Source organism: Sphingomonas panaciterrae, assembly GCF_036890205.1.
GTDB lineage: Bacteria > Pseudomonadota > Alphaproteobacteria > Sphingomonadales > Sphingomonadaceae > Sphingomonas > Sphingomonas panaciterrae.
The window spans coordinates 586,032-606,044 of the sequence record NZ_JAKNQR010000002.1 but is presented as its reverse complement, the minus strand read 5'-3'; the positions used below and the strand labels follow the sequence as shown (position 1 = coordinate 606,044).

Sequence of the window (20,013 nt, the reverse complement as noted above, 5' to 3'; positions counted from 1 at the left end):
GCCGCGTGCGGGGCCTGAGGATGTCGCATCCTGCCAATGCCGCCGCCGGGCATCACGTCAACGTTCCCATCGCGTTGCTGGCGCTCGCGATGGGCGGCTTCGCAATCGGCACCACCGAATTCGCCTCGATGAGCCTGCTGCCGCAGCTCGCCGGCGGGCTGGGGATTGACGAGCCGACAGCGGGGCATGTCATCAGCACATATGCGCTGGGCGTTGTCGTCGGTGCGCCGCTGCTGGCGGTGCTGGGCGCGCGCATGGCGCGGCGTACCTTGCTGATCGCGCTGATGAGCTTCTTCGCGCTGGCCAACGGGCTGTCGGCGCTGGCGCCCGACCTTGGCTGGATGCTGGTGTTCCGTTTCCTCAGCGGATTGCCGCATGGCGCCTTTTTCGGGGTCGGCGCGCTGGTCGCTGCGGGCATGGTGCCGCACGAGCGGCGCAGCCAGGCGATATCGCGCATGATGCTGGGGCTGACGCTGGCGACGGTCGCTGGTGTGCCCTTCGCCAATGTCGTCGGTCAGGCGCTCGGCTGGCGCTGGGGCTTTGGTATCGTCGCGCTGCTGGCGGTGGCGACCGCGGTGATGCTGTTCGCCTTTGCGCCGCGCACCCCGGCCGATCGCAGTGCCAATCCGATGCGGGAGCTGGGCGCGCTGCGCAACGGGCGGGTGTGGTTGACGCTCGCCACCGGGGCGATCGGCTTTGGCGGGTTGTTCTGCGTCTATACCTACCTTGCCTCCACCATGACCGCGGTCACGGGGGCGCCGGGCCTGATCCCGGCGGCGCTGGCGCTATTTGGCGTCGGCATGACGCTGGGCACGATCCTGTGCGCCTGGGGCGCCGACCGCGCGCTGATGACCACCGCGGGGCTGACGCTGGCGTTCAGCGCCCTGTCGCTGTCGCTCTACCCGATGGCGGCGCAGCAGAGCTGGTCAATCCTGGGGGTGGTGGTGCTGATCGGCATGGGCGGCGGGCTGGGCAGCGTGCTCCAGACGCGGCTGATGGACGTGGCGGGCGAGGCGCAGATGCTCGCGGCGGCGCTCAACCACAGCGCGTTCAACGTCGCCAATGCGCTGGGGCCGTGGCTGGGCGGGATGGCGATCAGCGCCGGGCTTGGCTGGACCTCGACCGGGTGGGTCGGGATGGCGCTGGCGCTGGGCGGGCTGGCGATCTGGGCGGTGTCGCTGCTGCTCGACCGGCGGCGGCCGACGCGCGCCGCCGCCGCCTGATCGCCGGACCGGCCGCCTCGCCAGCGGTCAGGCGAGCAGGGCCGCCAGCCGCTCCAGCCGCTCGGCCGCATCCTCATGCGGCTCCTTGAGGAGGAGGCGGCCATCCTTTTCGACAAGGCCGTCGATCTCGCCCAGCGCGGGCGGTGCGTCGCGTCGGGGGGTGAGGGCGATGGCGGCTGGGCCAGCGTCGATCCGGGCGATGCCCAGTGCGCGAGCGCGCTCCCGCACCCGCGCAATCGACAGGAGCAGCGCAGCTTCCTCCGGCAATTCGCCGAAGCGATCCTCCAGCTCCGCCTCGAAGGCGTCGAGATCGGCATCGTTGCGCAGCCGGCCGAGGCGCGCGTAGAGCGAGATGCGCAGATCCTCGTCGGGGATCCACTCGGCAGGCAGGCGGCCGTCGATGCCGAGGCGGAGGTCCGGCGTCCAGCGCTCCACCGTCTCGCCGCGTGCGGTGCGCAGCGCGTCCTCGAGCAACTGCTGATAGAGTTCGACACCGATGAGCCGCATGTGCCCGGCCTGTGTGTCGCCGAGCAGGTCGCCGGCGCCGCGCATGTCGAGATCGCGCGCGCTGATCGCGAAGCCGGCGCCGAGCCGGTCGAACGCCTCCAGCGTGCGCAGCCGCTTCAGCGTGCGCGGGGCGATCGCGTCATCGGCATCGGTGAACAGCAGTACCTGACCGCGGCGATGCCCGCGCCCGACGCGGCCGCGCAACTGGTGAAGCTGCGACAGGCCGAACCGGTCGGCGTGGATGATCGCCATGGTGTTGGCGCGCGGCACGTCCAGCCCGGCCTCGATGATGTTGGTGGCGAGCAGCACGTCGCCGTCGCCATGGCCGAAGCGGACCATCGTGTCGTCGATATCGGCGGCCGGCATCTTGCCATGCGCGTGCAGGATCTCGAGCTCGGGAACGAGCGTGGCGAGCTTCTCCGCGAGCGGCGCCATGTCGGCGATGCGCGGGACCACGACGAAGCTCTGCCCGCCGCGCGCGCGCTCACGCAGCAGGGCGGCGCGCAATGTTTCGGGCGCGAAGGCGGAGACGGCGGTGCGGATCGGCTGGCGCCGCGCGGGGGGCGTCGCAATGACGGACAATTGCCGCAGGCCGACGAGCGCCGCCTGAAGCGTGCGCGGGATGGGGGTGGCGGACAGCGTCAGCACATGCCCGGCGGATAATGCCTGTAGCTTGTTCTTGTCGGCGGTGCCGAAACGCTGTTCCTCGTCGATAATGACGAGCGCGAGATCCTTGTAGGCGACGCCCTTGCCGGCGACCGCGCCGGTGCCGATGACGATATGGATACTGCCGTCGGCGAGCCCCGCCTTCACGCGGCGCTTGTCGGCCGCGCTGGTGAGGCGCGACAGGCCGGCGACGACCACGTCGGTGCCTTCGAACCGTGCCGTGAAGCTTTCGAGGTGCTGGCGCGCGAGAACGGTGGTGGGGGCGGCGATCGCGACCTGCTTGCCGGCGAGCGCGGCGAGCGCGGCGGCGCGCAGCGCGACTTCGGTCTTGCCGAAGCCGACGTCGCCGATGACCAGCCGGTCCATCGGGCGGCCGGAGGAAAGGTCGTTGCGTACCGCCTCGATCGCGGCGAGCTGATCGGGTGTTTCGGAAAAGGGGAAGCCCGCGGCGAACCGCTCATAGGCGGCGACGGGGGGATCAAGCACGGGGGCGGTGCGGGTGGCGCGCTTCTCCGCGAGTTCGGTCAGCCCGCGCGCGGTTTCGGCGATGGCGGCCGCAATCTCTCCGCGGCGGTCGTGCCAGCTCTTTCCGTCGAGCGTGTCGAGCGTGACGGCGTCGTCCTCCGCGCCGTAGCGCCACAGGCGGTCAGCCTCCGCGACGGGAACGAGGCGGACGGCGTCCTTGGCGTAGGTGAGCTTGATCGTGTCGCCGCCGACCCCCTCGCCGGCGGGCAGCGGCTCGATCCCGTCGACGACGCCAATGCCGTGATCCTCATGGATGACGGTGTCGCCGACGCGGATCTCGGCGCTGTGGACCAGCGACAGGTCGACGCGGTGCGCGCTGCCGTCCTCGCGCTCCGCCCGGCTGCCGATCAGGTCGGCGGCGGCGATGGCGAGCACGCCGTCGCGGCGGAAGCCCTGGTCGGCGGGGCCGGTGAGGGTCAGCAGGGTGCCCGGCGCGGCGGCGCCGACACCGGCCCAATCCGCCACCGCCTCGGCCGTCAGCTTCAGCCGCTGTTCGATGCGGCGGGTGAGGAAACGAACGTCCCGCTCGCCACCGATGAGGACGACGCGCTCGCCATCCGCGATGGCCGCCTGCGCGGCGCGGGCGAAAGCGGCGAGCGGCGCGCGCTGTTCGACGAAGCGGGCGGGGGGCTCTCCGGCGCGGTCGAGCGATGCGGTGTCGCGGGCGGCCAGCGCCTTCTGCCAGGCGGCATCGGCGATCATGTCGGCGGGAGCACGGCGGCTGCCGCGCTTGGCCGTATCCGCGCTGAGCAGCAGCAGGCGGCGGCGACGCTCGTCGGCCGCGGCGGTGACGACCACCAGCGCGCCGGGAAGGTGATCGAGCAGCGTCGTGCGATCGCCGTCGAGCGGCGGCTCCATCACGCGGCCGAGTTCGTGGCGTTCCATTTCGTCGGTGCTGCGCTGGTCCGCCGGGTCGTAGCCGCGGATGCCGGCGATCACGCCGTCGACGACCTCGATCCTGAGCGGCAGGTCGCTGTCGGCGGGAAAGACATCGAGCACCTGGCCGCGCAGCGCGACTTCGCCGGGCTCGTCAACGCGTTCGTCGGCGACATAGCCGAGCGACAGCAGGTCGTCGTGCAACTGCGCCAGATCGCATGGCTGACCGACGGCGACGGAAGGGGGCTCGGCGTCGAAGGCGGCAGGCGCCGGATAGGCGCGGGCGAGCGCCTCACCCGACGTGATCAGCGCGATCCGGCCGGGCGCCTCCGCCTCCAGCGCCCGGCGTATGGCACGGAGCGCGGACACGCGCTGCCCGACATTGGCGGGGGAGGCAGGGGCATTGTCGCCGGGGAGCGCGTCACTGCCGGGGCAGAACATGGTGGTCGCATCCGGGACGAGCGCCGCGACCATCCGCGTCAATGCCAGCGCGCGGGTCTCGTCGGCGACGGCGACGATGACGTTCGCGTCAGCCAGAAGCTCCGCCACCGCCGCGCTCGCCTCCGCGATGCTGAGCGTCGGGGCGGGCACGTCGGCGCGCGGAGTCATTACGGCAATCTCCGCTTCGGATCGGGGGCGCATGTCGGGTGGTTGCATCCGCTGTAGTGAGGTTCACCGAACGGGCGGCGCGGCGCGGCGTTCCCGCGACCGCAGCGAGGATGCGCATCATCCTGCCGCCCGCCAGCCACGCCGGGGCTGCCGCTCGCCAGCCACAGGGAACCATGAAGGGCGATGGCGCTTAAGGACGGTGGCTCCGCCGCCCAGTGCGCGGTGGGTGGCAGAGGAGGATGAATATCATGGCCCGTACGGCGGAAAAACGCGGCAAGGACGAAACCAAGGCGGCCGAGAAGAAGGTCAAGTCGACCGGGAAGTCGGCCGGCGGCGCGCGCGGCGGCATCACCGCGCCCGTGACCCCGTCCGCCGAACTGGCCGAGATCGTCGGCAAGAACGACCTGCCCCGCAGCGAAGTGGTCAGCAAGGTCTGGGACTATATCAAGAAGAACGACCTGCAGGACGCCAAGGACCGGCGGCAGATTAACGCCGACGACAAGCTGGAGAAGATCTTCGGCAAGAAATCGGCGAGCATGTTCGAGATGAACAAGCATCTCAGCAAGCATCTGACCGCCAAGAAGGATTGACGGCAATCCCGGCCGACGCGCGGCGATGCTGCCCGCGTGCGCGTCGGCGGGGTGATCAGTCCATGATCTCGCGGATCCGGGCGGCGAGCGCATCCATCGCGAATGGCTTCGTCACCAGTGCCATGTTGGGCGCGAGCTGATCGCTGCCGATCACGGCATTTTCGGCATAGCCGGTGATGAACAGCACCCTCAGCGTGGGCCGCAGGCTGAGCGCCGCGTCGGCGATCTGGCGCCCGTTCATGCCGCCGGGCAGCCCGACATCGGTGATCAGCAGGTCGATGCCCGGATGCGCCTGCAGGATGCGCATCGCGCTCTGGCCGTCGAACGCTTCCAGCACGTCGTAGCCGAGATCCTCGGCCACCTCGACGACCAGCATGCGCACGGTGGGTTCGTCATCGACAACGAGGATGCAGCCGGCATCCGCCTGCGCATCCTGTTCCAGCATCGACGATCCGGTTCCGGCCTGCGCCGCCTCGACGTCCGGCGCCTCCATATGGCGCGGCAGGTAGATGCACATCGTCGTGCCCGCGCCTAGTTCGGTGTCGATCCGGACATGGCCGCCCGACTGGCGCGCGAAACCGTAGATCATCGACAGGCCAAGGCCCGTTCCCTCGCCGATCGGCTTGGTGGTGAAGAAGGGGTCGAAGGCGCGTGACACCACATCGGGCGGCATGCCGGTGCCGGTATCCGTGACCGAAATGGACACATATTCGCCCGGCGCGAGATCACGCTCCCGTGCGTCACGATCGTCGAGGCGGCAATTGGCGGTGTCGATCGTGATCCGCCCACCGTCGGGCATGGCGTCACGCGCATTGATGCACAGGTTGATGATCGCGTTTTCGAGCTGGTTCGGATCGACCAAGGTCGTCCACAGGCCGGTCTTGCCGGCGGTTTCAACCTCGACATGCGGGCCGACCGTGCGGCGGATCAGTTCCTCGACATCGAAGATCAGCCGGTTGACGTCGGTCGGGCGGGGATCGAGCGTCTGCCGGCGCGAAAAGGCGAGCAGCCGGTGGGTGAGCGCCGCGGCGCGGCGAACCGCACCCTGCGCCGCGACGGAATATTTCTCCAGCTCCGCAACCCGGCCCTGCGTGATGCGCACCTGCATCATCTCCAGCGCGCCCGAAATGCCGGTCAGCAGATTGTTGAAATCATGCGCCAGGCCGCCGGTGAGTTGGCCGACCGCCTCCATCTTCTGCGACTGGCGCAGCGCCTCCTCGGCGCGGTCACGCTCCGCCGTGGTCTCCTCGATCTCGTGCACGAGCCGCTGGTGTTCCTGCTCCAACAGGCGCTCGGTCGCCTTGCGCGCCGTCACGTCGAGGAGCGCGCCGACCATGCGGATCGGCGCGCCATCGCCGTCGCGGATCAGATAGCCGCGGTCGAGCACGTCGGCGTAGCTGCCATCCTGCCGCTGGAAGCGATATTCGTCCGACCAGTCGGTGCCCTGGCTGTCGATCACCAGATGGATGCTGGCATAGACCCGGGCGCGGTCGTCGGGATGAATGTGGTCCAGCCACCACTGGCTGGTCTCCTCCGTTTCTGACGGCGGGTGGCCGTAGACCGCGTACAGCGCCTCGTTCCAGGTCACGTGATCGGTTCGCAGATCCCAGTCCCAGATCGCGTCGTTGGTCGCCCGGCTGGCGAGGCGCAGGCGTTCGCTCACCTCGCGCAGCGCGGCGGTCGCCTCGCGGTCGCGGGTCACGTCCTGCACCGTGCCGATGAGGCGGGTGGCAACGCCATTTTCGAAGAAGGCGAGGCCATGCGCGCTGACGTAGCGCAGCACGCCATCCTCGATGCCGATCGTGCGATATTCCGCCGCGAACCGGCCCGGCCCGGCGGGGTCGAGCGCGGCGTTCACCGCGGCGACCGCCCCCGCCAGATCATCCGGGTGGACGCCGGCCATGAAGGATCCGTCGTAGCTGACCGGGACGCCGGGCGAGAGGCCGAACAAGGCGCGGCAGCGATCATCCCATGTCAGGCGTCCTTCGCGCGGCCGATAATCATAGCGGCCGAGATCAGCGGCGGCGGCGGCGGCCTCCAGTTCCTCCCGGCTGCGTTCCAGCGCGCGTTCGGTGCGCTTGCGCTGGGTGAGGTCGGAAAAGAGCACCGCGACATGATGCTCCTCGGGCGCGTCGAGCGGGTAGGCGTTCACCATCAGCCAGCGCCCGTCGCGGGTCGTGGCGGGCAGTTCCACCTGCTCGGGAATGCCGGTCTTGGTGACCCGGCCGTATAGGTCGAACCAATGCTGTTCGTGATCGGGCGCGATGTCGCGCATCCAGCGGCCACGTGCATCGGCAATGCCGGTCTGCGCGGCGAACGCATCGTTCACCTCGAGAATGCAATAATCGCTGGCCCGGCCATCGGGATCGAGGCGCACCTTGATGACGCAAAAGCCGATGTCGATCGCGTTGAACAATTCGCGATAGCGTTGCTCGCTGGCGCGCAGCTGCCCCTCCGCACGCGCGCGGTCGAAGGCGTCACGCACGCGCAGCGCGACGTCCTGAACCAGCGTCACCTCCTGCGCGGTCCAGGCGCGGGACGCGGGCTCCTGCACATACACCAAGGCGTCGAGCCTGCCGTAGCGAAGCAGCGGGAAGACGATCATCGCCTGGGCGCCACCGGGGATGTCACCCTCGGATTGCGGGTCGGCGGTGACATCGGGGATGATCAGCGTCTCGCCAGCGCGCAGCAGCGCCAGCGACGGCGCACTGATCAGCTTCGCGCCCGGTATCCGGCCCGTGAGTTCCGAGAGGGCGGGGGACCAGTCGGCCTCGATCTGAAGCGTCGCGCCGTCATCGCACACCGTCGCATAGCCGCAGCGGCCCACGCCCAGCTTCTGGCCCAGCGCGGCGACGGCCGTCGCGACGATCTGCTGGGGATCGCTCTGGTCGTGCAACTGGTCCAGCAGCCGAAGCTGGAATGTCTGTCGGTCGAGCAATTGCTCGCGGCTAAGCTCTTCTGATCGCGACATTCGGCGTAGGCCTATCGATGAACCGGCAGAGATACATGGTTTGTTCCGCAAAAAGCAATCGGGGTGCCCCGCAGGCAGCGGCTAGGTCGCGGGCGCCACTTCGATGACGGGCGTGTAGTGGATCGGGAAAGCGACAGACCGGGCTATGAAGCACATGGCATGGGCGCGTTCGTGCAGCGCGGCGGCCAGCGCCGGGTCCGAACTCGCGGTGATCGTCACGGTCGGGGAGAGCGTTACCGCGGTGAACTGCCCGGCGCCGTTCGGCTCCTCTTCCATCATCCCTTCCGCGCCATCGCGATAGGCGAGCACGGTGACCCCCGCCTGCGCGCACAGGCCAAGGTACCAGAGCTTGTGACAGGCGCAGATCGAGGCGAGCAGCAGCTCCTCCGGGTTCCAGCGTGTCGGATCGCCGCGAAAGGCGGGGTCGGAGGAGCCATGGATCGGCGGCTTGCCGGGCGCAGTGATGCGATGATCGCGGCTGTAGCCAGCGATCGTCCGGGTGCCTTCCCCGCGATTGCCGGTCCATTCGACATCCAGCGCGTAGCGATGAACCTTCATCGGGGCCTCCAACCGTTCGCGATCGACGGGTGAGAGGATGAAGTCCCGCGCCGCCGCGATCAAGCGGCAGCCAGGCAGGTGTCAGGCGGGGGAGGACAATTTCATCAGGACAAGGCCGCCGACGATCATCGCGGCGGCCAGGATTCGCATCGGGCTGGCCTGTTCGCCGAGCAGCAGCACGCCCGCGACAAAGGCGCCAACCGCGCCGATCCCGGTCCAGATCGAATAGGCGGTGCCAAGCGGCAGGGTGCGCATCGACAGCGACAACAGGCCGAAGCTGACGAACATGGTCGCGAAGGTGATCAGCGTCGGCTGCCATTTGGTGAAGCCGTCGGACTGCTTCATGAAGAAGCTCCAGACCACTTCGAGAATACCGGCAACAACAAGATAGATCCACGCCACAGCAGCCTCCATTCAGGACTGCCGGGCCGTCCCGGACTTGACACCCTTGGCGGGGCGGGAACGTGGTCGCCGCGGGGCGGCGTCTAGCGGCGTGGCGCCGACGGGTCAATCGCGGAGCGCTGGCCGTGACCTGCGCCCCGCGATCAACCCCCCAGGGATCAGGCGCGAAGCCCGTTCAGGATCACGTCGAGCACCGCGGACGGGAAATCATGCGCGAACGCCTCGTCGCTGAGCTTGCCGTCCATGATCTCGGCAAAGGCGACGCGCGAGGAGAACAGATATTGGCAGGCGCCGACGATGATGAAGTAGAGCTTGTCCGGGTCGATCGGGCGGAACTGGCCGGCGGCGACGCCTTCCTCGATGATGCGCCGCTGCGCGTCGATCAGCGGGATCACGAAATTGGCCTTGATCTGGTCCGACCCCTCCGTCCGGGATTCGCGCAGCAGGTGGTTCAGGAGCCCGACGAGATAGGGATAGCGGCTGTAGGTGCGCACGATGCCGGCGATATGGATCTTCAGCTTCGCCAGCGGATCGATCGCCATCGCGTTCAGCCCGTCGAGCTGCGCCAGCGAGCGCGACGTGTCGCGTTCGACCAGCGCCACCAGCAGCCCCTCCTTGCTGCCGAAATAATATTTGACGAGCGGGGCGGTGACGCCGGCGCGCCGTGCAATGGCGTGGAGCGATACTTCCGGCGTGCCCAGTTCGATCATCAGGTCGCTGGCGGCCTGTAGCAACACCTCCCGCGCCGGTCCTTCGCTCCGCCCATTATGTGCCCCCGGGCTACTACTTTCGACCGCTTTCGCCATTCTGTCCCCTTGATCGGCCTTTACGACCGTTATGCCGCCGTCTTGGCGGTCTCGATACCGAGTTCTTCCCGGATTGCATTGCCATCGGCATCCAGTGCAGGCGCGAGCCGCGCGGACGGGCGGTGGGATTCGAAATCGATCGGCGTGGCGGGGAGGCGGATCTCGCCCTGCGGCCCGGCGACGTCGACATAACAGCCGGCGGCGAGTGCCTGCGGATCACGGGTGGCCTGCGCCACGCTCTGCACCGGCCCGAAGATCACCTTCTCCGCTTCCAGCGCGACCTGAACCTCGGGCCAGGTCATCGCGCCGAATGCCTCATCAAGAATGCCGACCAGCGCGGGCCCATTGCTGCGGCGATCGCGCACGCCGGTGAAGCGCGTGTCCTCCAGCAATTCCGGGCGGCCGATCGCGCGGGCGATGCGCGGCCAGTCGCCCGAGCCCTGGCGTGGCACCATGACGAACCACTGGCCGTCCGCGGTCTTGAAGAAATTGTTGAGCGGATTGACCGCCTCCGGCCGCGACTTCGTCGAGGCGAGCTTGTTCATCTGAAGCTGGATGGCATGTTCGCAGGAGGCGGCGTAGATGCCCATCCGCAGCAGCGAGGTTTCGAGTTTCTGTCCCTCGCCCGTGCGCGCGCGGTGGAACAGCGCCCCCATGATCCCCGCCACGAGGCCCATCGCGGCCATGTGATCGCCGATGCCGGTGCGTAGTTGCGCCGGATCGCCGTTCTTCACCGTGGTGAGCGAGCAGAGGCCGGAGCGGGCCCAGAAAGCGGTGATGTCGAAGCCGGGTTTGTCCGCCTCAGCGCCCTCGCTGCCATAGCCGGTGAAATTGGCGAAGATCAGGTCGGGCTTGATCGCCTTCAGTTGGTCCCAGCCGATGCCGAGCCGTTCCAGGCTGGCGGGGCGGGTGTTGGTGACGAAGACATCGGCGGTCGCGACGAGGCGGCGCAGCACCTCGGCATCCTCCGCATTCGTCAGGTCGAGCGCGATCGAGCGCTTGCCGCGATTGTCATTGTCGAACACGCGATTTTCGGTGTTTTCAAGGCCAATCGAGCCGAAGAACTGACGGAAGGGGTCGCCGGCGGGCGGCTCCACCTTGATGACCTCTGCACCCCAGTCGGCCAGGATCCCGCATGCGCCTGGCGCTGCAACGTAGCTGGCCAGTTCGACCACCCGAATGCCCTGCAACATGATTTCCACTCCCGTCCTGCGTCCGGCTGTCGCCGATCGCTTGTGCACCATTTAACGTGCTGGTTTCTGATTGTTCAAGCAAAGCCTGAACGTTGGCGTAAAAGTTTCGCGTGCCGTAAAGTAATCAGCGGCGCGGCAATATTGCGCGCGGCCGCGATGGTCAGGCGGTTCGTGCGGCCTTGTCCTTCGCGGTGGTGGCGCGGATCGAATCGCGCGCCGCGGCCCATTGTTCGTCGCTCCACGACCGCATCGAGGAAAAGTTGCCGCCCGTCGCGAGATAGCGCGCGCCGTCGATCGCGATCGTCTGACCACTGACATATTCCGCCTGCGGCGACATGAGGAAGGCGGCGAGATTGGCCAGTTCCGGCATCCGCCCGACGCGACCCATCGGGTAATCAGTCGTGTCGCGGAACGCCTGTTCACCATCGGTCGGGCGCAGCCGGGCGGACATGCCCTCGGTCGGGAAGGTGCCCGGTGCGATGCAGTTGAGACGGATGCCGCGATCGGCCCATTCGACCGCCAGGCTCTGCGACATTACATTGACGCCCGCCTTTGACATGGCGCTGGGCACGGTGAAGGCAGAGCCGTTCCACACCCAGGTGGCGAGGATCGACAGCACGGAGGCGGAGACGCCCTGGTCGATCCAGCGCTTGCCGCAGGCCAGCGTCATCGCGAACGATCCGCGGAACACGATGGAGGAAATGGCGTCGAAGCCGCGCATCGAGAGATCTTCGGTGCGGCTGACGAAATTGCCCGCGGCATTGTTGACGAGGCCGGTGAGCGCGCCGCCATTGTTCCAGATACGATCGAGCATATCCTCGATCGCGGCTTCATCGCGGATGTCGCAGGCGAGGCCGACCATCTTGCCACCATGCGCGGTCATCAATTCATCGGCCGTCTGATCGAGCACGCTGCCACGACGCCCGCAGATGAATACGTCGGCGCCGAGGATCAGGAACGCCTCCGCCATTACCTTGCCAAGGCCCGTGCCGCCGCCGGTGACCAGGATACGATGACCCTCAAGCAGATTGTCGCGGAACATCAGATCGTCGCGGTTCATCGTCTCTCTCCCAACATCGGGCGGGCAGCGTGCCATGCGCATCCGCTCCCTTGCCAATTTGTCTTTATGGTCGTTAAAACAGGCGAAGGGGAGCCGCAAGCCGAAATGCGCCTGTGGTTTTACCGGATGGAAAAAGGCGAGAGGAAGCTGCGGTGAGCGACGAACATCTGTCCACCCTATCGAACGTGATTGCGCGGCGGGCGGAGGAGGCGCGCGATCACGTGCTGCTGATCAGCGACGACGCACGGGTGACCTATGGCGAGATGAACCGGCTGGGCGCCCGCGTTGCGGCCGCGCTTCGTCGATCAGGCGCCAGCACCGGCGACACGATTGCGGTGCTGGCGGCGAACGGGCCGGCCTATCTGGCGCTGATGGTTGGGGCGGCGCGGGCCGGCATGGTATTGGCGGCCATTCCCGTGTCGGCGGAGGATGGTGCCAAGCAGGCGATGATCCGCGATTCCGGCGCGACGCTGCTGTTCACCGACGAGGCGCTGCCGTTCAAGGTTTCGGCTGAGGTCGTGATGCTGGGCGAGCCGTTCGACCGGTGGCTGGCGCAGGACGGCGCGGCCGATGCGGACGATGAGGCGCCGGTCGCGGTGGATAGCGATGCGCCGATGACGATCATCTATTCCTCCGGCACCACCGGCACACCCAAGGGAATCGTCCAGCCGTTCCGCTATCGCGCGCGGATGCTGGAGAGTGGCGGCGCCCGCGGGTACGGCCCCGATGCCGTGACGCTGCTGGCGACGCCGCTTTATTCCAACACCACGTTGTCGGCGCTGGTGCAGACGATCGGCGCGGGCGGGACGATCGTGCTGATGACGAAGTTCGACGCCGGCCAATGGCTGGCGCTGGCCGAACGGCATCGCGTGACCCATGCCATGCTGGTGCCCGTGATGTGCGCCCGGCTGCTGGCGCATCCCGATTTCGACCGTACCGACCTCAGCACGTTCCGCGTCAAATATTGTACCTCGGCGCCTTTCGCGCCGGCGATGAAGCGCGAGATGCTGGATCGCTGGCCCGGCGGGCTGGTCGAATATTATGGCATGACCGAAGGGGGCGCGAGCTTCGTGCTGTTCGCGCATGAGCATCCCGACAAGCTGCACACCGTCGGCCGGATCGCGCCGGGCGGCGGCGAGGTGCGGCTGCTGGATGATGATGATCGCGACGTTGCGCCGGGCGAGCAGGGGGAGATCGTCACCCGGTCCGGCGGCATGATGATCGGCTATCACAATCGGCCCGGGGAAACCGCCGCCAGCCGCTGGATCGCGCCAGACGGCAGCGTATGGCAGCGCACCGGCGACATCGGGCGGATCGACGAGGACGGGTTCCTGACGATCGTCGACCGCAAGAAGGACATGATCATTTCCGGCGGGTTCAACATCTACCCCTCGGATATCGAGGCCGTGGCCGTGGTCCATCCGGCGGTGCAGGAGGCGAGCGTGGTCGGCGTTCCGAGCGAGACCTGGGGCGAGACGCCGGTCGCCTTCGTGGTGGCGCCGGGTGCTGACGCGGGTGCGATCAAGGAGTGGATCAACGCGCGCGTCGGCAAGATGCAGCGCGTGGCCGACGTGAGCATCGTCGAGGAATTGCCGCGCGGCCCGATCGGCAAGGTGCTGAAGCGTGAGTTGCGCGACCGCTATGTCGGTGCGCTGAAACTGGCCGCCTGACGCCGCAAGGATGCCCGCTCACCATGAGGCGAGCGGGTATCCGGCAGGTTCAGTTCGGCGCGTTGCCGGTCATCGTGCCGGCCTGACCCGACACTGGGACCGGCGGGGTGGAGGAGCGCGCGTCGCTCACCGCCTCGTCATACCAGCTCGCCAGATCGCGCTTCATGTCGCGTAGCGCGTCCGGGTTCAGATAGGTCATGTGGCCCGCGGGATAATAAGTGTACTTCAGGTTGGCCTGAAGCGCGGGTTCCAGCATCATCCGGCCGAGATCGTTCTCGGTGCCGAAGAACGGCGTCGCCATGTCGTAATAGCCGTTCAGCGACAGCACCTTGAGATAGGGATTGGTGCGCATCGCGGCGGCGAGATCGATCGCGGTGTTGGGATTGTTCTGGCTGCCATAGCCGCCGCCCGGTGCCCGGTGCGCCCAGTTCCACTTGAACCCGGCGCCGTCGCGCGCCGACAGGCGATACGGCAGGTCGGTCTTGTAGCCGAGCGTCGAGTGCACATAGTCATGGAACGAGGCGATATATGCCCCCGACACCGCGTCTGACGAGGCATCGGTTTCCGGACGTTCGCCCACGGCATCGGTATCGATCCCCATGTAGCGCGAATCGAAGCGGCCGACGGTGCGGTTGGAGCCACGCAGCAGCTCCTTCTGGAAGCGCGGCAGGTCGACGCGCAGGTTCGCCCGCTTGATGAAATCGGCGCTGAGGCCGGTCAGCTGGCTCATCTGCTCGGCCACCTGATCGCGCTCCTGCGGGGAGATCAACTGCCCCTTGGCGAGCGCGGCCATGTACGGCCCGGTGGCAAAGGCGCGCGCCTGGGCGACGATCGTGGCGACATCGGCGGGGCGGTTCTGCACGCGATTGTGATACCAGGCGGTGGCGGCGTAGCTGGGCAGGTAATTGATATAGACCTGATCCAGCCCCGGCTGGCGATAGCCGTAGTTCATGATCGAGCTGAGCAGCATCACGCCGTTCAGCGCCATGCCGCGGTCCTGCAACTGATACGCCAGCGCGCCGGCGCGCAGCGTCCCGTAGCTTTCGCCCAGGATGAACTTGGGGCTCATCCAGCGGCCGTATTTGGTCACGTAGCGCATGATCGCGCGCGCGAAGACGTCGACATCCTCATCGACGCCATAGAAATCGCCGGGCTTCGCATCCCCCAGCGGCCGCGAATAACCCGAGCCGATCGCGTCGAGGAAGACGAGGTCGGTCTTGTCGAGCAGCGAATCCGGGTTGGGGCCGACGTCATAGGGCGCCGGGCGGACGAATTCGGGATTGGTGGTGCGGATGCGGATCGGGGCGAACGATCCCATGCGCAGCCAGAAGGAGGGCGAGCCGGGGCCGCCGTTGAACAGGAAGGTGATCGGCCGCTTCGTGCCCGGCTTCGTCCCGTCCAGCGTATAGGCGGTGTAGAACATCGAGGCGGTCGGCTTCCCCTCATTGTCGCGGGTGGTCAGCGTGCCGGCGGAGGCGATGTAATTGTACCGCTTGCCGTTGATCGTGACGCTGTCGCGCGTGCGGGTCTCGGTTTCCTCCACTGGCGCCTTGGCCCAGCCGGCCTCCGCCTCCGCCTTCACCGTCTCGGCATAAGAGCGGGCGGGGGGCTGCTTGGCGTCGGATTTTTCCTGAGCCGCGAGCGGGGCGGCAGAGAGGGCGGACGTGGCGATGAGCGCGAGAAGGAAGTGCTTGGTCACGAACAACTCTTCTTGTGGAGATAGGCCACCTCCATTGACCCATCCGCTGGTGCACGCAAGGCCGCCATGCCCTGGAGAAAGGGATGGCAAAGGATCGGAATAGATGCTGCGGAATGTTTTGAGCGCGGCGGAACGCTTATGTCGCTGGTTCGCTCTGGCAGGGCGAAAAGTCGTTACTTTGCCGGAGTTTAACCTATGTTTATGCATAACAAGCGCCTGCAATACACCGTGCGCGTCGCCGAGCCGAACCCGCGACTTGCAACATTAATGATGGAGCAGTTCGGCGGCGCCGATGGCGAGCTGGCCGCGGCGATGCGCTATTTCACGCAGGGGCTGGCGGAGGATGATCCCGGCCGCAAGGACATGCTGCTCGACATCGCGACCGAGGAGCTCAGCCACCTCGAGATCATCGGCTCGATCATCGCCATGCTGACCAAGGGCGTGAAGGCGCAACTGGCCGAAGGGCAGATGAAGGAGGCCGAGCTGTACCAGTTGGTCGGCTCGACCGGGACTAGCGCGAAGGAATCGATCCTGTTCGGCGGCGGCCCCGCCCTGTGCGATTCCGCCGGCGTGCCTTGGACCGCGGCCTATGTGGATTCGCGCGGCGAGCCGACCGTCGACCTGCGATCGAACATTGCCGCCGAGGCGCGCGCGAAGATCGTCTATGAGCGGCTGATCAACATCACCGACGATCCCGGAATCAAGGATGCGCTAGGCTTCCTGATGACGCGCGAAGTGGCGCACCAGAAATCGTTCGAGAAGGCGCTCTACGCGATCGAGAACAACTTCCCGTCGGGCAAGCTGCCGGGCGTGGAGAAATATGCCAACATGTACGTCAACACCTCGCAGGGGGAAGGCGACACCACCGGGCCGTGGAACAGCGGTGATCAATGGGAGCGGGTGGACGACCTGCAGCAGGTGATGCCGGCCGATGGCGGCGACGGCACGGCCAGCGTGACGCTGCCCGCCAAGGACAAGAAGGTCGCCACCAAGATGGCGGAGCGCACCATGTCCGATCCGACGGCCGATCCGACGACGGGCGCGGACCTTGGCGCCGGACCGGGCGCTGGCCGCACCAAGGGCGGCGACATGGGCGGCGCGCCGGACATTCATTCGGCGCCGGCGATGGCCGAGGCGACCGTCGGCAAGTGAAGGAGGAACCAGCGCCCGCCGATCGCGGGCGCTGGTTTCTGCGCCAGATCCCGTCAACGCGAGATCCGTAATGGACCGCAGCGTTGCTTCGGTCTTTCGCGCTACGACACGGTAAGACCGGTCGACCGCAGAGATACGGCGGCCCCCGTCGCGGCCTCTACTTGGTCGTGGCGGCGATGCCCGTGTCGAACAGGCGCGCGATTTCGCCGGACGAGAGGCCGAGCGTTTCGGCAAGTATCTGTTCGCTGTGCTGGCCGTTACGCGGGGCGGGCGCGGGCGGGCGGCGATCCTCGGCGGGGAGCGTCGCGAAGGCGCCGACCGCGGGGTAGCGCGTGCCGCTGGGGTCATCGGTAGTGCCGAAGATCGGGTTGTTGGTGACCAACCGGGGATCACGCACCGCATCCGCCATGGTGCCGTAAGCAGAGTGGACGATGCCGCCCGCATCGAAAGCGGCGGCGAGATCATCATGGTCGCGCGCGGCGATGGCGGCCTCGAACAGCGGGAACAGCGCGTCGCGATGCGTGAAGCGGAGGCCATCGTCGTGCGCAAAGCTGACCCCGCGGTCCGCCTCCACACGCGCGATTGCATCGCCGAGGTTCAGCGCGGCGATGAGGTTGGCCCATTGGCGATGCGTGACGACGACAATCATCGTCCGCTTGCCGTCGCGCGTCGTGAAATCGCGCCCGAACAGGCCGAAGACCGTGTTGCCGAGGCGTGGGCGGTCGGTGCCGGTGTGCATCACCTCGGCGATGCCGCCGAGATTGGCGACGGTGCCGATCGCGACGTCGGACAGCGGAATGCGAATCTCGCCACCTTCGCCGGTCGTATCGCGCCGGCGTAGCGCAGCCATCATCGCGAAGGCGGCATAGGCGCCGGTGAGCAGATCCCAGGCGGGGAGGACGTGGTTGACCGGGTCCGGTCCCGCCCCGGTCAGCATTGGATAGCCGACCGCATTGTTGACGGTATAGTCGAGCGCCGGGCTGCCGTCCGGCCAGCCCATCACGCGTACGGTGATGAGATCGGGACGCCCCTGCGCCAGCGTGTCATGCGCGAGGAAGCCCTTCACCGGGAAGTTGGTGACGAACTGCCCGGTCGCGCGGACCAGCGCCTGGAGCAATTCGCGCCCCTCCGGCCGGCCGAGATCGAGCGCCAGGCTCTTCTTCGCGCGGTTGAGATTTTCCCAATAGAGGGAATCGCCGCCTTCCGTGACCGGCCAGCGGCGGAAATCGGGCCCGCCGCCGATCTGGTCCACGCGGATAACCTCCGCCCCCATCTGCGCCAGATAAAGCCCGGCGGTGGGCGAGGCGACGAAGGACGACGCCTCGATCACGGTCAGGCCGGGGAGGAGGTTGTACATCTCAATTCACTCCGGCGTTGAACTCGCGCAGCATGTGCTTGGCGATCTGCAGCTGCAGGATCTGGGTCGTGCCCTCGTAGATGCGGTAGATGCGCGCATCGCGGAAGAAACGCTCGGCGTCATATTCGGCGAGATAGCCCGCGCCGCCATAGATCTGCACCACGCGATCGACTATCCGGCCGCATGCTTCGGAGGCGAAGACCTTGGTCGCCGCTGCCTTGCGCAGCACCGGCTCGCCAGCGTCGACGCGGCGGGCGCAATCGGCCAGCATCGTCTCGGACGCGTAGATCTCGATATCGCTGTCGGCGAGCATCTGCTGGATCAGCTGGAAATTGGCGATCGGTTCGCCGAACGCCTTGCGCTCGGTGGCGTAGCGAAGCGCCGAATCCACCGCGCGGCGGGCATAGCCCATCGAGGCCGCAGCGACCGACAAACGGCCGTTGTCGAGGCTCTTCATCGCGGTGACGAAGCCCTTGCCTTCCTCAAGCCCGAGCAGCGCGTCGGCGGGAAGGTGAACGTCCTCCAGGATGATATCGGCGATATGCGTGCCGGCCTGGCCCATCTTCTTGTCGGGCTTGCCGACCGTCACGCCCGGCGTGTTCATCGGCACGATGAAGGCGGAGACGTGCGCGTTCTTGGGCAGCGCCTCTTTCGACGTGCGCGCCATGATGACCGCCATCTCGGCGTCGGGCGCATTGGTGATGTAGCGCTTCGTACCGTTCAGCACCCAGCCGTTGCCGGTACGCACCGCCATCGTCTGCATGCCGGCGCTGTCGCTGCCCGAACCGGGCTCGGTCAGGCCGAAGGAGACGATCATGCCCGCCGCCATCTTGGGCAGCCACTCGGCCTTCTGCTCCTCGGTGCCGCCGTTGCGCAGCGCCGAATTGACCATGCCGATGGTGATCGAGATGATCGAGCGGAAGCACGGCATGGCATAGGCCAGCTCGCGGATTGTCTGGGTATATTGATAGGTGTTCATCCCCGCGCCGCCATATTCCTCGGGGATGGTGAGGCCGAACAGGCCCATCTCGCGCATCTCGTTCAGGATCTCGTCCGGGATGCGGTCGGTCTCGAGGATTTCCTTCTCGGCCGGGATCAGCCGGTCGCGCACATAGCGGCGCAGCTGGTCGATGAACTGGTCGAACGTCTCGGCGTCCATGCCGGGATTCGGGCCGCTGTTCGGCGCGGGGTTGAGGGTGGACATGATGATGGTCCTCAGATCGGATCGTAGGGGAAGACGTTGGCCGACACTTCGTCGGCCCGCGCGAAGCTGGGGCGGAAGGAGGGGATCAGCTCATCCGCGATCGCCTGCGCCGACCAGCCCTCAAGCTTGGTCATCGAGCGGATCGGGCGCGGCTTGGAGAAGAGCACGATCTCGTTCTTGCGCACCGCGAAGATCTGGTTGCTGACGTCCTTCGACAGGTCGGATGCGAGGAAGGCGACGAGCGGCGCGATCTTGTCCGCGCTCATCGTCTGGAGGCGGGCGACGCGCTCCTTGGCCTCGGGCGTTTCGGCCGGGATGGAGGCAGTCATGCGGCTCCACGCGAACGGCGCGATGCAGTTCGACCGGACGCCGGCGCGTGCCATGTCGAGGGCGATCGACTGCGACAGGCCGACGATGCCCAGCTTTGCTGCGGAATAATTCGCCTGGCCGATGTTGCCGATCAGGCCGCTGGTTGAGGTGAAGTGGACGAAGCTGCCTGATTGCTGCTCACGGAAATAGGGCGTGGCGGCCTTGGACACGTTGAACGCGCCGTTCAGGTGAACGTCGATCACTGCGCGCCAATCCTCGTGGCTCATCTTGTGCCAGATCGAATCGCGCAGGATGCCGGCGTTGTTCACCACCGCATCGATGCGGCCGAACTGCTTCACCGCATCCTCGACGATCGTCGCGGCGGCGGCGGGATCGGCGACGCTGGCGAGGTTCGCAATCGCCTTGCCACCAGCGGCGACGATGTCCGACGCGGTCTGCTCCGCCGGACCAGCCTCGCCGCCTTCGCCGCTACCGCCGACGCCCGGATCGTTGATCACCACCGCGGCGCCCTCACGCGCGCACAACAGGGCGATCTCACGCCCGATGCCGCGGCCTGCGCCGGTGACGGCCACGACCTTTCCGTCGAGAATGCCCATGCTCCACCTCCTGAAACTG

The 20,013-nt window shown here is 67.4% G+C and carries 15 protein-coding genes; 4 read left to right on the top strand and 11 right to left on the bottom strand.

Annotated elements, in window-relative coordinates:
• Positions 1-20 precede the first annotated feature (20 nt).
• Positions 21-1,223, top strand: coding sequence for an MFS transporter (locus L8F96_RS09880; protein WP_334655894.1), 1,203 nt, complete (start codon positions 21-23; stop codon positions 1,221-1,223).
• Positions 1,224-1,250: 27 nt separating this feature from the next.
• On the opposite strand, the gene L8F96_RS09875 is transcribed toward L8F96_RS09880, so the two are convergent.
• Positions 1,251-4,406, bottom strand: coding sequence for a TRCF domain-containing protein (locus tag L8F96_RS09875; RefSeq protein WP_334655893.1), 3,156 nt, complete (start codon positions 4,404-4,406; stop codon positions 1,251-1,253).
• Between the two features lie 248 nt (positions 4,407-4,654).
• On the opposite strand from L8F96_RS09875, the gene L8F96_RS09870 reads away from it, so the two are divergent.
• Complete coding sequence (locus tag L8F96_RS09870) at positions 4,655-4,996, top strand: SWIB/MDM2 domain-containing protein (protein WP_125944728.1); 342 nt, start codon at positions 4,655-4,657, stop codon at positions 4,994-4,996.
• A gap of 55 nt (positions 4,997-5,051) precedes the next feature.
• Here the strand turns inward: L8F96_RS09870 and L8F96_RS09865 are convergent, their stop codons facing one another.
• The 6 genes from L8F96_RS09865 to L8F96_RS09840 form a co-directional block, all read right to left on the bottom strand.
• On the bottom strand, positions 5,052-7,967 hold the full coding sequence (locus L8F96_RS09865; protein WP_334655892.1) for a PAS domain-containing protein: 2,916 nt from the start codon (positions 7,965-7,967) through the stop codon (positions 5,052-5,054).
• Between the two features lie 81 nt (positions 7,968-8,048).
• The gene (locus L8F96_RS09860; protein WP_334655891.1) at positions 8,049-8,525 is read right to left on the bottom strand and encodes an OsmC family protein; all 477 of its coding nucleotides are present in this window, start codon (positions 8,523-8,525) and stop codon (positions 8,049-8,051) included.
• 81 nt (positions 8,526-8,606) lie between these two features.
• Positions 8,607-8,927, bottom strand: a complete 321-nt coding sequence (locus L8F96_RS09855) for a DMT family transporter (protein WP_046411939.1) — start codon at positions 8,925-8,927, stop codon at positions 8,607-8,609.
• A 158-nt stretch (positions 8,928-9,085) separates the two neighbouring features.
• Positions 9,086-9,733 carry a TetR family transcriptional regulator gene (locus tag L8F96_RS09850; RefSeq protein ID WP_136451394.1) on the bottom strand — a complete coding sequence of 216 codons (648 nt, stop codon included), beginning with the start codon at positions 9,731-9,733 and terminating at the stop codon, positions 9,086-9,088.
• Between the two features lie 29 nt (positions 9,734-9,762).
• The gene (locus L8F96_RS09845; RefSeq protein ID WP_301089624.1) at positions 9,763-10,926 is read right to left on the bottom strand and encodes a CaiB/BaiF CoA transferase family protein; all 1,164 of its coding nucleotides are present in this window, start codon (positions 10,924-10,926) and stop codon (positions 9,763-9,765) included.
• Between the two features lie 160 nt (positions 10,927-11,086).
• Complete coding sequence (locus tag L8F96_RS09840; RefSeq protein ID WP_125944724.1) at positions 11,087-11,986, bottom strand: SDR family oxidoreductase; 900 nt, start codon at positions 11,984-11,986, stop codon at positions 11,087-11,089.
• A gap of 152 nt (positions 11,987-12,138) precedes the next feature.
• Between L8F96_RS09840 and L8F96_RS09835 the strand changes: the two genes are divergently transcribed.
• Positions 12,139-13,656 carry a class I adenylate-forming enzyme family protein gene (locus L8F96_RS09835; RefSeq protein WP_334655890.1) on the top strand — a complete coding sequence of 506 codons (1,518 nt, stop codon included), beginning with the start codon at positions 12,139-12,141 and terminating at the stop codon, positions 13,654-13,656.
• Between the two features lie 49 nt (positions 13,657-13,705).
• Here L8F96_RS09835 and L8F96_RS09830 read toward each other — a convergent pair whose 3' ends face one another.
• Positions 13,706-15,355, bottom strand: coding sequence for a S10 family peptidase (locus tag L8F96_RS09830; protein WP_334655889.1), 1,650 nt, complete (start codon positions 15,353-15,355; stop codon positions 13,706-13,708).
• A gap of 201 nt (positions 15,356-15,556) precedes the next feature.
• Here L8F96_RS09830 and L8F96_RS09825 point away from each other — a divergent pair, with 201 nt between their 5' ends.
• Positions 15,557-16,507, top strand: coding sequence for a manganese catalase family protein (locus tag L8F96_RS09825; protein ID WP_245995358.1), 951 nt, complete (start codon positions 15,557-15,559; stop codon positions 16,505-16,507).
• A 157-nt stretch (positions 16,508-16,664) separates the two neighbouring features.
• On the opposite strand, the gene L8F96_RS09820 is transcribed toward L8F96_RS09825, so the two are convergent.
• From L8F96_RS09820 to L8F96_RS09810, 3 genes are read right to left on the bottom strand one after another with little or no spacing between them, the layout of a single operon-like run.
• On the bottom strand, positions 16,665-17,864 hold the full coding sequence (locus L8F96_RS09820) for a CoA transferase (RefSeq protein WP_145119619.1): 1,200 nt from the start codon (positions 17,862-17,864) through the stop codon (positions 16,665-16,667).
• Position 17,865: 1 nt separating this feature from the next.
• Positions 17,866-19,068, bottom strand: coding sequence for an acyl-CoA dehydrogenase family protein (locus L8F96_RS09815; RefSeq protein WP_231622014.1), 1,203 nt, complete (start codon positions 19,066-19,068; stop codon positions 17,866-17,868).
• Between the two features lie 11 nt (positions 19,069-19,079).
• Complete coding sequence (locus tag L8F96_RS09810) at positions 19,080-19,994, bottom strand: SDR family NAD(P)-dependent oxidoreductase (protein ID WP_046411334.1); 915 nt, start codon at positions 19,992-19,994, stop codon at positions 19,080-19,082.
• Positions 19,995-20,013: the final 19 nt, after the last annotated feature.